General features: G+C 70.1%; 8 protein-coding genes and 1 pseudogene. 2 read left to right on the forward strand and 7 right to left on the reverse strand.

Annotation, left to right across the window (positions count from 1 at the left end):
• Nucleotides 1-1,068 (forward strand): annotated as a pseudogene (locus tag KBX26_RS07940) (LysM peptidoglycan-binding domain-containing protein); the annotation flags it as partial.
• 810 nt (nt 1,069-1,878) lie between these two features.
• Here the strand turns inward: KBX26_RS07940 and KBX26_RS07945 are convergent.
• Complete coding sequence (locus KBX26_RS07945) at nt 1,879-2,733, reverse strand: Rieske 2Fe-2S domain-containing protein (RefSeq protein ID WP_030332264.1); 855 nt, start codon at nt 2,731-2,733, stop codon at nt 1,879-1,881.
• Between the two features lie 184 nt (nt 2,734-2,917).
• Here KBX26_RS07945 and KBX26_RS07950 point away from each other — a divergent pair, with 184 nt between their 5' ends.
• Nucleotides 2,918-3,718 (forward strand): crotonase/enoyl-CoA hydratase family protein, encoded by an 801-nt coding sequence (locus tag KBX26_RS07950; RefSeq protein ID WP_210859477.1) that lies wholly within the window; start codon nt 2,918-2,920, stop codon nt 3,716-3,718.
• A 1-nt stretch (nt 3,719) separates the two neighbouring features.
• Here the strand turns inward: KBX26_RS07950 and KBX26_RS07955 are convergent, their stop codons facing one another.
• The 6 genes from KBX26_RS07955 to KBX26_RS07980 all read right to left on the reverse strand — a co-directional run bounded on the left by KBX26_RS07955 (nt 3,720) and on the right by KBX26_RS07980 (nt 13,990).
• On the reverse strand, nt 3,720-7,418 hold the full coding sequence (locus KBX26_RS07955; RefSeq protein WP_210865040.1) for a discoidin domain-containing protein: 3,699 nt from the start codon (nt 7,416-7,418) through the stop codon (nt 3,720-3,722).
• 132 nt (nt 7,419-7,550) lie between these two features.
• Nucleotides 7,551-9,215 (reverse strand): glycoside hydrolase family 13 protein, encoded by a 1,665-nt coding sequence (locus tag KBX26_RS07960; RefSeq protein WP_036411527.1) that lies wholly within the window; start codon nt 9,213-9,215, stop codon nt 7,551-7,553.
• 100 nt (nt 9,216-9,315) lie between these two features.
• The gene (locus KBX26_RS07965; RefSeq protein ID WP_210858185.1) at nt 9,316-10,203 is read right to left on the reverse strand and encodes a carbohydrate ABC transporter permease; all 888 of its coding nucleotides are present in this window, start codon (nt 10,201-10,203) and stop codon (nt 9,316-9,318) included.
• An 11-nt stretch (nt 10,204-10,214) separates the two neighbouring features.
• Nucleotides 10,215-11,171, reverse strand: a complete 957-nt coding sequence (locus tag KBX26_RS07970; protein WP_210865041.1) for a carbohydrate ABC transporter permease — start codon at nt 11,169-11,171, stop codon at nt 10,215-10,217.
• A gap of 86 nt (nt 11,172-11,257) precedes the next feature.
• Nucleotides 11,258-12,637 (reverse strand): ABC transporter substrate-binding protein, encoded by a 1,380-nt coding sequence (locus KBX26_RS07975; protein ID WP_210865042.1) that lies wholly within the window; start codon nt 12,635-12,637, stop codon nt 11,258-11,260.
• 348 nt (nt 12,638-12,985) lie between these two features.
• A complete protein-coding gene (locus KBX26_RS07980) occupies nt 12,986-13,990 on the reverse strand; it encodes a LacI family DNA-binding transcriptional regulator (RefSeq protein WP_210865043.1) in 1,005 nt (334 codons plus the stop codon).
• Nucleotides 13,991-14,081: the final 91 nt, after the last annotated feature.

The raw sequence follows: 14,081 nt of genomic DNA on the forward strand, positions 1-14,081 counted from the left end.
ATGCCCGTATCGGGTGGGTCCGTGGTACGGCGGACCGGACGGATCCTCACCGGCATCGGCGCACTGGCCGTGCTCCTGGTGCTGCTGGTCGGCGCGCCGATCGCGTTGCTCGCCTTCGCCGGTAACCCCCTGCCCGATCACCTGCCCACCCTCGGGGAGGTGGGAACCGCGCTGACCAGCCGGGATGACGGCCAGCTCTTCCTGCGGGCGTTGGCCGTTGCGGGTTGGTTCGGCTGGGCCACGTTCGCCTTCTCCGTCCTCGTCGAGCTGGGCGCGCAGACCCTGCGCCGGCCGGCGCCGAAGCTGCCCGGAATGGGCCGCCAGCAGAAGGCCGCCGCCGCGCTGGTCGGCTCGGTGGCGCTGATCCTGGTGGCGAGCCCGGCCGCCGCCAGCGCCGCGGCGGTCTATGGAGCTCCGGCGTACGCGAATCCGGGCGCACCGGCCGTCACCACGCTGGCCGCGCCGACCCGCGCCGCGACGACACCGGACACTGCCGCGCCGGTGGCCCGGGGCGGGCTGCTCGGCCTGGCCGGGGCAGGGCTCGCCGCACCCGGCGGCCCGGCGGCGACCGACGAGGCCGCACCGGTGTACCGGGTGGCGCGGGGCGACTACCTCGGGGAGGTGGCCGAGCGGTACCTGGACGAGTTCGGCGACTACCGGCAGCTCGCCAAGCTCAACAAGCTCGACGACCCGGACCGGATCCGCCCCGGCCAACTACTCCGACTGCCCACCGAGGCCACCGACCAGGGGGCCCGGCAGCACGCCACCGGCCGGCTCGTCGACCGGCCCACGGCGCCGAAGCCGCCCGCGCCCCGGCCAGCACCCGAGCAGGCCGCACCCCCGCGGGTGACCCCGGCACCACCCAGCGGTACGCAGTCGACGGGCCAGCCGCCCGCGATGACGGTCGGTGCGGCCCGGGCCGGTGACGTCGATCGGGTGAACCGCCCGCTGGCGGTCTCCGCCGTACTGGCCGTGGCGAGCATCGTCGGCGCCCAGATCGGCGCTGTCCTGGGACTGCGCCGCCGCCCGGCCACCGCAGCCGGCGCTCCCCGGCTGGCCGCTCCCTCCCGCAGACCCCGAGGCGGCGCGGCCCGGAGCAGCAGCGGCGGGGCGGGCCGGAACACTGGCGGGGCGGGCCGGAGCGGCGATGGGGCAGGGCTGAGCACTGGCGGGGCGGGCCGGCCGACCAGTGGTGGGGCGGCCGGTAGCGGGGCCGCGTGGGCTGCCAGCCGGGCGGCGGCCATCGAGGGCCCCTCGACACCGACCGGTGGCGCGGCACCGGGCGGGAACGATCTCGCACTTCGCGGCACCGGGATGACGCCTAATGGCAGCGGCGTCGCACCTACCGGCAGCGGCACGGCACCCGCCGGCGGCGGCACGGCACCCGCCGGCGGCGGAATGGCTACCGATGGCGCTGGCGAGTGGAGTGGCGACGACGGCTGGGCCGGCGCCGGTGCCGAAGGCGGGCTGTTCAACGGTGAGCACGGGTTGGATTCCGTACCGGACGGACCGCCGGTCGGCCGCCACCGACGCAGCTGAGGCGATCGACCCGCGCGACGCTGTCGCACGGCTGGCCCTGTTCAGGCTCCGCGTCTGGTGCGGGGGTGTGCCGCCTGGCCGCAGGCCACGACGATCGGCCAGCACGCGCCGACGGTCTGGTCACCCGGTCGCAGCGGGAGCGCCCCGAGGCAATTCCTCGGGAAGCGAGATGCCTGTGAGTCATAAAGATGACCCACAGGCATCGGCGTCGAGCGTGTCATTGCCTCCGGGGCCGCCACGGAGTGTTACCGGGTGCGCCGACGTGTCGCGGGCCGGCCCGCTCGATGGGGGCCGTGCACGAGCATCGCCGCCGACCAGAGCAGCGGTCGCGGCCGATGGTCAGGGCAGGCGGGTCTGGAGCACGCCGTTCTGGATCCGGGTGGGCAGGACCTGCTGGTCGTTGCCGGACGGTCCCTGCACTACCTCGCCGCCGTTGAGCCGGAACGCGCTGCCGTGCCACGGGCAGACCACACAGGCGTGACCGTCGATCTCCTGCACTTCGCCCTCGCCGAGCGGCCCGCTCTGGTGCGGGCAGCGCTCCAACATCACCGTCACCTCGTCACCGTGCCGGTAGAGGATCACCGAGATGTTGTCGTCCACCTCCCGGGTGATCAGGGTGCGTTGCGGCAACGTCGCCATGTCGGCCAACGAGTGCCAACCGTCGGTCATCCGGTGCAGCTCGGAGATGCTCTGGTTGACCTGCGCCCCCTGCTTGTACGCGAGGTGACCCCCGATGTACGCCCCCAGGCTCACGGTGGAGAGCCCGAGGAAGCCGAGCGCGCGGCCCATCCCGTGGCGGCCGGACATCCGAGCGGCCAGCGAGCCGGCGTAGATCGCCATGCCGACGGTGTTGGCAGCGGCGTGCACCAGGCCGACCCGACGCTGGTCCCGGGCGAGCGCCGCCCAGTCGTTCAGACCGGCGACGGCCGCTGGCAGCGCGCTGACCGTGCCCAGACCGACCAGCACGGCGGCCGGCCGGCGCTGCCCGGGCATGAGGTCCAGCACCGCGGCGCTGATCCACGCACCGACCGGCACCTGCACCATCGCCGGGTGCAGCGGGTGCCCGAGGGTCACCCCGTGCAGCAGATCGCGCAGCCGGCGCGGACGCAGCGTCCCCAGGACGACCTTCTGCAACCGGTCACCCGCGCCATCCAGCCGGGAGTCCTGCTCAACTTTCGTCAATAGTGCTCGCACGAGTACCGACTTCCCGGCGATCGTCGTCGCAAACCGGTCGGCGGCGACAAACCTGCCGCACCCCCAAGCCGCCGATCGCGCAGGCCCTGCGCCGAGGGTCCGGGGCACAATCCGCATAACGCCACCCGGAAGTGCAAGATCGACGGGGATTGTGGGGGTGCGGCGGGCCGGGCATGCTGGCGGGATGGGTGTGCGGGTGGAGCGGCGTGGACCGGTCAGCACAGTGGTGCTGGATCGGCCGGCGACGCGGAACGCCGTCGACGGTCCCACCGCGCGGTCGCTGGCGGACGCGTTCCGGGCCTTCGAGGCCGACCCGGACTCGGCGGTGGCGGTGCTCTGGGGTGCCGGGGGCACGTTCTGCTCCGGTGCCGACCTCACGGCGATCGGCACGCCGAGCGGCAATCGGGTGGAGCCGGAGGGGGACGGCCCGATGGGTCCGACCCGGATGACGCTCAGCAAACCGGTGATCGCGGCGATCTCCGGGTACGCGGTGGCCGGCGGCCTGGAGTTGGCGCTCTGGTGTGACCTGCGGGTCGCCGAGTCCGATGCGACCCTCGGCGTGTTCTGCCGCCGCTGGGGAGTGCCGTTGATCGACGGCGGCACCGTCCGGCTGCCCCGGTTGATCGGCGAGAGCCGGGCGATGGACCTGATCCTCACCGGCCGCCCGGTGCCGGCCGATGAGGCGTACACGATGGGGTTGGTCAACCGGGTGGTGCCACCCGGCCAGGCGCGGGCGGCGGCCGAGGAGTTGGCGGCGTCGATCGCCCGGCACCCGCAGACCTGCCTGCGCAACGACCGGGCCGCGGTGCTGGCCGGCGCGGGGCGGCCGGAGCCGGAGGCGCTGGCGACCGAGTTGGCGTACGGGATGGACTCGCTGGCGGCGGACGCGCTGGCCGGCGCGGCCCGGTTTGCCGCCGGCGCGGGCCGGCACGGCACGACGCCGCCGGAAGAGGGGACCCTCCCGACGGCGTCGACCACGCGCTAGCTCAGTTGCGGTTGATGGTGAAGGTTGTCGTGGTGTTGCGGATGTCCTGGTAGTTGTTGGTCAGCCGCAGGTTGGTGAAGGTGACCGAGCCGACCGCCGGGCCCTGACCGGGTTCCGGCATCTCGTTGGCCCAGATCGCGAAGCCGGACTTCGCGTCGTACGCGTCACCGCTCTTGCGGACGCCGCTGATCGATACGTTGGTGAAGACCGTGTCGGTGATCGGGTTCTCCGGCTGCGACCCGTTGTACTTGGTCTGGAACATGATCCCGGTGTACGTCGGGTCGACGATGTCCACGTCGGACACCCGGATGCCGCGGAACTCCTTGGATGCGGAGAAGACCCAGATCGCGGGGAACGTCTGGGAGCCCCAGAAGTGTCCGCCGGCTCTGACGATCGAGATGTTCTGGAACTGGGTGGGCGGGCTGGCCCCGAACCCGATGAACGGGTAGCCGAAGTCCAGCGAGCTGATGGTGATCCCGGAGTACGTCAACATGTCCGCGATGTAGAGGTTGCGGAAGATGTTGTTGTAGCCGCCGTAGACCGCCAACCCGGCCGCCCGCCACGTCAGCGTGGCCGTCAGGTTCTCGAACACGTTGCCGTTGTTGCCGACCGAGGCACCCTGGTCGGTCGCCGAGAAGAGAGCGAACGCGTCGTCGCCGTTCGACCGCCCCTCGGTGTTGGTGATCAGGTTGTTGGTGCTCCCGTTGGTCAGGTTCACCCCGTCGGCGAAGGTGTTGCGGAAGCGGCTGTTCTTGATGGTCAGCCCGCTGACGCTCACCCCCCAGTACGCGCAGACGGTGTGCTCGACCCAGACACTGTCCAGGGTCATGTTGTCGACGTCCTTCAGCTCACCCCACACCTTGCCCGGCCCGTCGATCCGGTTGGTGTAGTTGCCGAAGAAGGCCAGGTGCGAGAAGGACGACCCGCTGGCCGAGGACTCCACCCGGAAGCCCGCGTCGGTGTTCTGCTGGCCGGTCGGCGTCTGGAAGCGGGTGTACCACATGCCCGCGCCCGTCACGGTGATCGGCTTGCCGTACACCTGGAACTTCTGGGCGGTCTCGTAGGTGCCGGCCGGCAGGTAGACGCCGACCAGGTTGCCGGTGGTGTCCATCCGGACCGCGTCCAGCGCGTTCTGCACGTCCTGGTGGCTGAAGCCGGACGGCACCCGGTAACGGGCCGGGTCCGGGTTGGCCCGGGGTGCGACCAGCTCCAGGTTGACGAAGTCGATCGCGTACGTGGTGGTGTTGGCCGGGTCCTTCTGCAGACGGATCCTGCTGCCGGCCGGGATGGTCGAGTTCAGCATCACGTTCGCCTCGTCGTACAGGTGGCGAGGCGGGCCGGCACTCGGCGAGTCACTCGGGCTGGCCTCCGCGCCGTACAACCAGATGTGCTTGGAGGTCAGGTTGATCGGCTTGTGGAGGGTGCCGTTGACGTAGATGTTGAGCGTCGAGTCGATCCCCCCGCCGCCCGGTGCGTCGGGAATCGAGAAGCGGGTGACCAGGGTGTTGGTCGCCGCCCGGGTGGTCCACTCGACGTACGCGCCGGTGCTGTTCAGGGTGACCGCCCGACGCCCGGACGCCTCGCCGCCGAGGTTGCCGATGTCCCGGTTCGGGCCGACCTGCCCGGCGCCGCCGCCGGTGGTGCCGTCCTCGGCCTCGTACATGTCGTAGCCGAGGTTCGCGCCGCGCCCCACGAAGAGCGGGCGGTCGGTGGTGTTGTTGGTCTGCTTGACCGGCAGTTCGTTGCCGTCCACGGCGAGCACCACCCGGACGGTGTACTTGCCGTTCGCGGCGGTCCAGGTGCCCAGGTTGACCGGTCCGACCGTCGCACCGGCGTTGATCACGCCGGAGTACGAGCCGGTCAGGGTCCGGACGGCGGTGCCGGACTCGTTGAGCACGGTGAGCGTGATGCCGTGCGCGCCGGACGCGGACGCCTGGTTGCCGGCGTTGCGGATCGACACGGAGAAGGTGACGGTGCTGCCCGGCGGCGGGTTGCCCGGCGACCAGTCGACGGCCGAGGCGACCAGGTCGGAGCTGGCCACCGCACCGACCACCAGCGGGCTGGGGTTGGAGTAGCTGTTGTTGGTGTCGTCGGACTCGACGACGGTGTTCGACTCGTCGACCTTCGCGCTCAGCGGGTAGCTGCCCGAGTCGCGGGTGCCGATGCTGGCGCTGACAGTCGTCGACGCGCCGGCCGCGAGGCTGCCGACCGATGCGGTGCCGACCCGGGTGGCGCCCAGGTAGAAGTTGACGTTCGTCGCCCCGGAGGCCGCCGAACCGGCGTTGCGCACCGTCGCGGAGAGCGTGATGGTGCTGGTCTCCACGGGGGCGGACGGGCTGAACGACATGCCGGTCACGGTCAGGTCCGGGTTCGGCGCGGGGGTGCCGAAGACCTGGAACTCGGCCACCTGCCCGGCCGGTGCGCCGGTGTTCGAGGCGATCGAGAGCCGTACGTCGGCGGCCGCGCCGGAGACCGGGATGGTCACCGTGTTGCCGCTGCCCGGGTTGAAGGTGTAGTTCGCCGCCCCGACCAGTGTGGTGAAGGACGACGAGGCCTGGTCCCGGCCGAGCACCGTGATGTTCTGGGTACGCGTGCCCCACGCCGAGTCCGGGTTGAGCTTCAGCACGATCTGGCTGAAGCTGGCGTTCGCGCCGAGCTGCACGGTCAGCGTGCTCGGGTTGCCGTTGCCCTCCCAGTAGGTGGCCACGTTGTTGTCGTTGGCGTTGGTGGCCACGAACGTGTGCACGAACCCGGAGGCGGTGATCGGCTTACCGACCGCCAGGTTGCTCCCGGTCGGTGGGGTGCCGGTGCCGGTCCGGGTCACGGTGTTGCTGTTCGCCGACTGGTTGCCGGCCGCGTCCTTGGCCCGCACGTAGTACGAGACGGTGGCGCTGTCCGCCTGGTTGTCGGTGTACGTCACTGTCGAGCCGTTGACGCTGCCGCGCAGCGCGCCGTTGGCGTAGATGTCGTAGCCGGTCACAGCGACGTTGTCGGTCGACGCCGACCAGGTGAGCCGGATCTGCCCGCTGGCCGGCTGGGTGTACGCCAGGTTGCCCGGGACGCTCGGGGCCTGGGTGTCGGTGCTGCCGGTGGCGCCGTACACCTCCACCTCGGAGAACTGCGCGGCCGGCCAGCCGGTGTTGCCGGTGACCTGCACGCGTACGTAGCGGGTGCTGGCGGCGGTGAAGCTGACGGTGGCGGTGTTGCCGCTGCTCGGATTGAACGTGTAGCCGGCGGACGCCTTCAGGGTGGTGAAGGACGAGCCGTTGGTCGAGCCCAGCACCGACAGGGTCTGCGTGCGGGTCTGCCAGTCCGACGAGGGCGGCAGCTTCAGCACCACCCGGTCCACGGTGACGGTGGCGCCCAGGTCCGCCTGGATCCACTGCGGGAACGCGTTGTTGGCGCTTTCCCAGTAGGTCGAGGCGTTGCCGTCGTTGGCGTTGACCGCGACGTAGTTCTGGTTGTAACTGCTGGCGGTCATGGTCGCGGAAAGGCCGGCGAGCATGGCCACGCGAGCGGCTGCGGCGGAGGGATCGGCCTTCGGTGCCGCGCTGGCCGTGGGGGTGACGACCGGCGCGGTGACGAGAAGCATTCCGGCGAGCGCACCGGCGAGCAGCCGTCGACCGGTGCGGGTGGTGGCGGGGACGGGGTGGGGCGGGCCGCTCGGCGGCGTGCCTCGTGTGGTGCCAGTTCTGGACATGGGTCGCTACACCTTTCGGGGGTGGGTGTCGGTGCGTTGCCCGTCGACGGGTGCGGGGGTACGCCCGTCGTTCCTCCTTCCTGGGGTGAGGTGGTGCCGGCGGCAGGGACGGGGCCGCCGGCACCGAGGCGGTCAGGTCTGGTCGGCTCCCTTCGCCGCGCGCGGCCCGTCCGCCACGTCGGGGGTACGCAGCCAGACCGCTGTGTCGCAGGGCAGCAGCCCTTCGTCGAGCGGCCCGCTGGCCAGCAGCAACTCCGCTTCGGCGGGCAACGGCACGGCCGTGTCAGAGAGGTTGACCAGGCAGGTGAAGCCACCGCCGCGGCTGAACGCGAGCACCCCGTCCGGGGCGGGCAGCCAGGTGAGCGTGCCGTCACCGAGCGCCGGTTCGGCCCGCCGCGCCTGGATCGCCGCCCGGTACAGCTCCAGCATCGAGGCCGAGTCGCCGGTCTGCGCGCGGGCCGTGCGGTCCTTCCAGTCCGCCGGCTGCGGCAGCCACGGCGCGGCGGCACCCTCGGGGCTGAACTCGAACGGCGGCTCGTCCCCGGCCCAGGGCAGCGGCACGCGGCAGCCGTCCCGGCCGGGGTCGATCCGGCCGGACCGTTCCCACATCGGGTCCTGGCGCAGCGCGTACGGGATGTCCTCGACCTCGTAGAGGCCCAACTCCTCGCCCTGGTAGACGTAGGCGGCACCGGGCAGCGACAGGGAGAGCAGCGCGGCGGCCCGGGCCCGGCGGGTGCCCAGCTCCAGGTCGGTGGGGATGCCCTCGCGTTTGGCGGCGAAGCTGAACCGGGTGTCCGCCCGGCCGTAGCGGGTGACGTGCCGGGTGACGTCGTGGTTCGAGAGCACCCAGGTGGCCGGCGCGCCGACCGGCGCGTGCGCGCTCAGCGTCCCGTCGATGCTCTCCCGCAGCGCCGCGGCGTCCCACGCGCAGCCGAGAAAGTCGAAGTTGAACGCGGCGTGCAGCTCGTCCGGGCGCAGGTAGTTGGCGAACCGCTGCCGGTCCGGCAGCCACACCTCACCGATCAGCGCCCGGTCGGGGTACTCGTCGGCGACCCGACGCCAGCCCCGGTAGATGTCGTGCACCCCGTCGAGGTCGTGGAACGGGTGCGGCTGGTCCGGTCGGACCTCGGGCAGCGTCCCGTCCTTGACCAGGAGCCCGGCCGAGTCGATCCGGATGCCGTCCACGCCCCTGTCGAACCAGAACCGCAGGATGTCCTCGAACTCCTCCCGCACCCGGGGGTGGTCCCAGTTGAAGTCCGGTTGCTGCGGGGCGAACAGGTGCAGGTACCAGTCGCCGGGGGTGCCGTCCGGGTTGGTGGTGCGGGTCCAGGTCTCGCCGCCGAACTCGCCGACCCAGTCGGTGGGTCGTTCGTCGCCGTTGGGTCCCCGGCCGGGCCGGAACCAGAACAGGTCCCGTTCGGGTGCCCCCGGCCCGCCGGCGAGCGCGGCCTGGAACCACGGGTGCGCGTCCGAGCAGTGGTTCGGCACCACGTCGACGATGGTCCGGATGCCCAGCTCGTGCGCCTCCGCGATCAGCGCCTCCGCCTCGGCCAGGGTGCCGAAGACCGGGTCGATGTCGCGGTAGTCGGAGACGTCGTAGCCGGCGTCGGCCATCGGGGACGGGTACCAGGGACTGAACCAGATCGCGTCGACGCCAAGCGCGGACAGGTGGTTGAGCCGGGACCGGATGCCGGCGATGTCGCCGATGCCGTCGCCGTTGCCGTCGGCGAAGCTCCGGGGATACACCTGGTAGATCACCGCTCCCCGCCACCACGGACTTCTGTCAGCTGTGGACACGAGCACCTGCTTTCTGCGTCAGTACGTCGGCGTGTTCGCCGGACCTGGTCATGTGTCGGCGAACGGTCGTCGTTCGCCGCGCGGAGGGATCCGGTGATGGCTATCCCTTGATGCTGCCCGTGGTCAGACCGGACATGATGTTGCGTTGGAAGATCAGGAAGATGATGACCGTGGGGATCGCGGCGATGACCGACGCGGCGATCACCACGTTCATCGGCGTGCCGCCGGCGAAGGCGTAGATGCCGACGCTGACCGTCCGGGTCTCGGGCGAGGGCATGACCAGCTTCGGCCAGAGGAAGTCCTTCCAGACCGCCGTCACCGCGAAGATCGACACTACGCCGAGGATGGGACGCGACAGCGGCAGGATGATCGACCACAGGGTGCGCAGCGACGTCGCCCCGTCCATCAGGGCGGCCGCCATCAACTCCTCCGGGATCGAGTCGAAGAACCGCTTCAGCAGGAAGATGTTGAACGCGTTGGCGACCAGTGGCAGCCAGATGGCGAACGGTGAGTCGAGCAGGTTGATGTGCACGATCGGCAGGTCGATCACCGTCACGTACTGCGGGACGATGAGGACCATCGCCGGGATCATCAGCGTCCCCAGCATCAGGGCGAGGATCACGTTGCCGAAGATCGGCCGGAGCTTGGACAACGAGTACGCGGCGGCGGTGTCGAGGACGAGCTGGAACAGCACCGCGCCGATCGCGTAGTAGAAGGTGTTGAAGAGCAGCTTGGCGAGGTCCAGGTTGTTCCACGCGTCGATGTAGTTCTGCGGCTGCGGGTCCTTCGGGAACAGCGAGGGCGGAGTCTGGGCGATCTCCTGGCCGGACTTGAGCGCGCCGGTGACCATCCAGTAGAGCGGCCCGAGGAAGACGAGCGTGAACCCCGCCACGACGACGACCAGCAGCGTCCAGTAGATGATCCGGCCACGCCCCCGGCTGATCTGGGTCTGGGAGATGAGGGTCCGGGTTGCGGAGTCCTGTGCCATTCCTCGCCGTCCTAGTCCTGTTTCGCGGTCAGCCGCACGTACACGGCGGAGAAGCCGGCCAGCACCACGAGCATGATCACGCCCAGGGCGGCGGCGCCGTTGAGGTCGTTCTGGAAGAACCCGTGCTGGTAGATGAGGTACGCCACCGAGGTAGCCGAGTCCTCCGCTCCCGCGCCGTTGGCGAGGATCAGGGGCTCGATGAAGAGCTGCATCGTGGCGACGATCTGCAACATCGCCAGGAGCGCGAGGATCAACCGGGTCTGCGGGATGGTCACGTGACGGATCCGCCGCCAGATTCCGGCGCCGTCGAGTTCGGCGGCCTCGTAGAGCTCGCCGGGAATGTTCTGCAGCGACGCCAGGTAGATGAGCACCGCGCCGCCCATGTTCATCCAGGTCGACGCGACCACCATCGCCGGCATGGTCATCTCGGGCGACTGCATCCACTGCGAGGTGGGCAGGTGCAACGCCTTGAGGATCGCGTTGAAGAGCCCCGCCTCGCTGGGGTCGTACGCGTAGAACTTGAAGAGGAACAGCGCGGAGGCCGGCGGCAGCATCACCGGCAGGTACACCAGGATCCGCAGGTAGCCCTTGCCGTGGCGGAACTCGTTGAGCAGGATCGCCACGAAGAACGGCACCGCGTACCCGAGGACGAGCGCCAGCCCGGTGAAGTAGAACGTGTTCTTCCACGCGGGCCAGAAGCTCGGGTCGGCGATGAGACGGGTGTAGTTGTCCCAGCCCACCCAGGTGGTCTCGCCGCGCCGGGTCCGCTGGAAGCTCATGACGATGCCGCGGACCATCGGGTACCAGGAGAAGACGACGAAGCAGAGCACCGCACCGATCAGGAACGCGTGCCCGGTGAGGTTGTCCCGTACCTTGCGGCCGAGGCCCGTGCGCTGCGGCCTCGCCGAGTACGGCGACGGCGGACGGCCCGGTTTCCTGGGGGTCTCCGGGACGGCGGTGATCGCCAAGGCAACTCCTGGGTGAGTCGGTGACGTCGAGGCGTGGTGCGAGTGGCGTGGGGGTCGGGTCGGCGTCCCGACCCCCACACGAGCGGTCAGCTCTCGGCGGCGAGGAGCTGGTTGACCTTCTCCTCGGCGGTCTTGAGCAGGGCGTCGATGTTCGAGTTCGGGTTGGTCAGCACACCCGACATCGCGGCGTCGAGCACCGCATAGATGGCCTGGGCGTTGCGCGGCTCACCCTTGATCGGGACCGGGGTCGCCTCGAAGAGCGCGAAGTTCGCCGTGTCGACGTTCGCGTTCGCCTTGCGCAGCTCCAGCTCCTGCTTCTGCGCGTCGCTGCCGTTGGCGAAGAGCAGCGGCTGGGGCAGACCCACCGGGTAGTTCTGCGGCTTGGCCCGGACGTAGTCGAACTGGCCCTTGCCCGGGGTGAGCTTCTGGTACGCGATCCACTTCAGACCGGCCTTGACCTGCTCGGGAGTGAGGTCCTTCTTGAAGAAGTAACCCTCGCCACCACCGAGGGTCCCCTTCGCCGCACCGTCCTGGCCGGGCAGCGGAGCCATCGCCCAGTCCTGGAACTTGCCCTGGAACTGGCTGACGATCGCCTGGGTGGCGTCCGGCGCGCCGATGAACATGCCGACCTTGCCAGCGCCGGCGTTCGTCAGCAGGTCGCCCCACTGGAGCAGCTGACGGGCGCCCATGCTGTTGTCGCCGTACCGCATGTCCTTGAGGTTCTGCAGGACCTGCTTGCCCATCGGGTTGTTGAAGTCGGCCTTCTTGCCGTCCTCGCTGAGCACCCGGCCGCCCTGCGAGTAGAGCAGGGAGGTGAAGTGCCAGCCGCCGGTGTTGCCGGCGCTGTACTCGGAGTAGCCGGCGATGCCGTTGCCGAGCGCGGAGATCTTCTTGGCGGCGGCCCGGACGTCGGCCCAGGTCTTCGGGGGGTTGTTCACGTCGAGCCCGGCCTGCTGGAACAGGACCTTGTTGTAGACCAGGCCCATCGAGTAGTTCTTCACCGGAACGGCGTAGAGCTTGCCGTCGTCGGTGAAGACCTCCTTGAGCGCCGGGTCGACGCTGTCCCAGGTCGGAATCGCGTCCTTGTTGACGTGCTGGCTGATGTCCATCGCCTGACCGGAGTCGAGCACCTGCTGGAGGTCGGTCATGTACCCGTAGAACACGTCGGTCACGGTGCCGCCGGCCAGACGGGCGGTGAAGTCCGGCGGGTTGTTGCACTGCTCGCCAACGCTGACGCTCTTGATGACGATGTCCGGGTTCTGCTTCTGGAACTCGGCGACGTCGTCGTTCCAGTTCTTCAGCAGCTCTTTCTGGGCACCGACCGGCTGGCAGTCCACCGTGATGGTGACCTTGCCGCCGGCGGTCGCGCCCTTGTCGTCACTCTTCGTGGAGCACGCCGTGAGGCTGAGCCCCAGGCCGGCCACGAGCGCGACCGCCGCAGCCTTTCGGTATTGCGGTACGGACATCTGTCCATCCCTTCGGGAACGGGTGTCTCCAATGACCTTCGCTGATCTGCGGTGATACGACCTGACGCCCAGTAGCTGCGTCGGAGCCAGGTGTGAGTGGAGTCACTGTAGCGAGACCGACTCATTCCAGCAAGGTTTCGATCGTGTTCTGAAAGGACACGACTTACTAACGACAGATGCCGACGGAACACTGGAACTGCCCTGACTTGGTGGCTTTTGGACAGTTATGGACGGGCGGCGGTTCGGACCCGGCCGACGCGGTTCCGGCAACGACGAAAGGCCGCCGACCGCGCGAGGCGGTCGACGGCCGAAGCGTCGTTTCAGCGGGGGCGGATCACCCCGGGTCGGTCAGCTACGAGGAGCGGGAGCGGTGGAGCCGCGTACCACCAGCTCGGGCTCGAACAGCAGCTCGTCCTGCAACACGCCGGCACCCTCGATCTGGGTGACCAGCAGATCCACGGCGGCCTGCCCCATCGTCTCGATCGGCTGCCGCACCGTGGTCAACGGCGGGTCGGTGCACGTCATGAACGCGGAGTCGTCGAAGCCCACCACCGACACGTCGGCCGGCACCGAACGGCCCAGCCGCCGGGCCGCGCGGATCGTGCCCAACGCCAGGACGTCGCTGGCGCAGATGATGCCGGTCACGCCCCGCTCGACCAACTTCGTCGCGGCGACCCGCGCCCCCTCCATCGAGAAGCTGGAGCGCTCGACGCACTCAGCGTCGCCCTCGCCCCAACCCGCAGCCTGGATCATCGCGTCCAGCTTGCGCCGGGACGGCACATGCCCTTCCGGGCCGAGCACCATGCCGATCCGCTCGTGCCCGAGCGAGCGCAGGTGCCCGTACGCCTGCTCCACCGCCACCGCGTCGTCGGTGGAGACCCGGGGGAACCCCAGCTCGTCGACACCTGCGTTGACCAGCACGACCGGAAGCCCTCGGTCGGTCAGCCGGCGGTAGTGGTCGTGCCGGGCGTCGGCGAGCGCGTACGAACCACCAGCGAAGATCACCCCGGAGACCTGGTGGTCGAGGAGCATCTCCACGTAGTCCATTTCGGAGACGCCGCCGATGGTGCGGGCACAGAGCGCCGGGGTGTAGCCGCGCTGGGCGAGCGTGCCGGTGACGACCTCCGCCAGCGCCGGGAAGATCGGGTTCTGCAACTCGGGCAGCACCAACCCGACCAGCCGGGCGCGTTCGCCACGCAACTTGGTCGGCCGCTCGTAACCGAGCACGTCCAGCGCCGTCAGCACGGCCGTCCGGGTCGCCTCGGAGACGCCGTCCCGACCGTTGAGCACCCGGCTGACGGTGGCCTCGCTGACGCCCGCCTTCTTGGCAACTTCTGTCAACCGCTTGGTCACGGCCGCAATCGTACGTCACCTGCATGAAAGAAATGAACAGCAAACTGCGCCGCGCTTGCTGGCCGGCTGCTCGCGCGTGCGGCGCATGCCT

This window comes from Micromonospora sp. C97 (genome assembly GCF_018070385.1).
Lineage (GTDB): Bacteria > Actinomycetota > Actinomycetes > Mycobacteriales > Micromonosporaceae > Micromonospora > Micromonospora parva.

Excerpts from the sequence above, each read along its gene's own strand:
- KBX26_RS07950 (WP_210859477.1), top strand. The coding sequence starts at position 2,918 with ATGGGTGTGCGGGTGGAGCGGCGTGGACCGGTCAGCACAGTGGTGCTG.
- KBX26_RS07955 (WP_210865040.1), bottom strand. The coding sequence starts at position 7,418 with ATGTCCAGAACTGGCACCACACGAGGCACGCCGCCGAGCGGCCCGCCC.
- KBX26_RS07965 (WP_210858185.1), bottom strand. The coding sequence starts at position 10,203 with ATGGCACAGGACTCCGCAACCCGGACCCTCATCTCCCAGACCCAGATC.
- KBX26_RS07975 (WP_210865042.1), bottom strand. The coding sequence starts at position 12,637 with ATGTCCGTACCGCAATACCGAAAGGCTGCGGCGGTCGCGCTCGTGGCC.